Source organism: Oleiphilus sp. HI0132, assembly GCF_001635845.1.
The window spans coordinates 1-1,077 of record NZ_LWGJ01000221.1 but is presented as its reverse complement, the minus strand read 5'-3'; the positions used below and the strand labels follow the sequence as shown (position 1 = coordinate 1,077).

1 pseudogene is annotated in these 1,077 nt (G+C 46.4%); it reads left to right on the top strand.

The window, feature by feature from the left end:
* Window positions 1-1,077, top strand: a pseudogene (locus A3766_RS02740) (chemotaxis protein CheA); the annotation flags it as partial.

The window sequence follows — 1,077 nt, the reverse complement described above, 5'->3', positions numbered from 1 at the left end:
AGTGGATCATGTCGATCTGTTTCTGAAGTCTGTCGACTGTATCCGAACTATGATCAATGAGCTTGAGGCCGGTCAAAGCTGCGAAACCAAGTTGGCAGATGAGTTGCGAGTACAGTTCAACGCTCTGCTGGAAGGTGGCAGTGAAACAGCAGAAAACTGTGAAAGTCCTAGCGAGGAAACCGACGAAGGTTCTGATGGTTGGACTATCTATTTTAAACCCGACGCAGATGTCTTGCGCACTGGTAATGACCCAGTACGTATGTTTCGTGAACTGTCTGAGTTGGGTGAAGTCGAGGTTTCCAGTGTTGTTGATGAGCTGCCAGAACTTGGCTCGCTAGACCCCGAAGCATGCTATCTAGCTTGGAATATTGTACTTAAGGGTGATGCCGAAAGAGCTCAAATAGACGAAGTCTTTGAGTGGGTCGTTGATGACTCGGATATTCGAATTGAGAAAATTGATTCGCAAGCTTCTGAAGAGTCTGAGGTAAATGCTGAAGCAGCAGAGCCAGCGGTTGTTGCTGAAGCTGCGGTTGGTGTTTCAGCAGTTAAGACAGAAGATGTGCCCGCGTCTAAGTCGAGTGTTGAATCTAGTGCCAGTGTTGAGAAAGCGAGTAAAGCGCCAGCGCCTGTTAAAAAGGAAAGTAAGCCTGAAAGCGTTTCAATCCGTGTAGGCACAGACAAAATCGATAGCCTGATCAATATGGTCGGCGAGCTTGTAATTACCCAGTCAATGCTAAATGAACTGGGCAAAGACTTTACGGTCGATATGATGCCGAAGTTGATGGAAGGTTTAGAGCAGCTAAGTCTTCATACCAGAGAGCTTCAAGAGAGTGTCATGCGTATTAGGATGCTTCCTATTAGTTTTGCATTTTCACGTTTCCCTCGCCTCGTTCACGATATTAGTAAGAGTCTTGAAAAGAAAGTTGAGCTTGTTCTGCTTGGTGAGCAAACTGAACTGGATAAAACAGTGATGGAAAGAATAGGCGACCCTCTTGTTCACCTTGTTCGAAACTCACTTGACCACGGTTTAGAGTCGCCAGAAGCGCGTCTTGCCGCTGGCAAAGATGAAACCGGTAA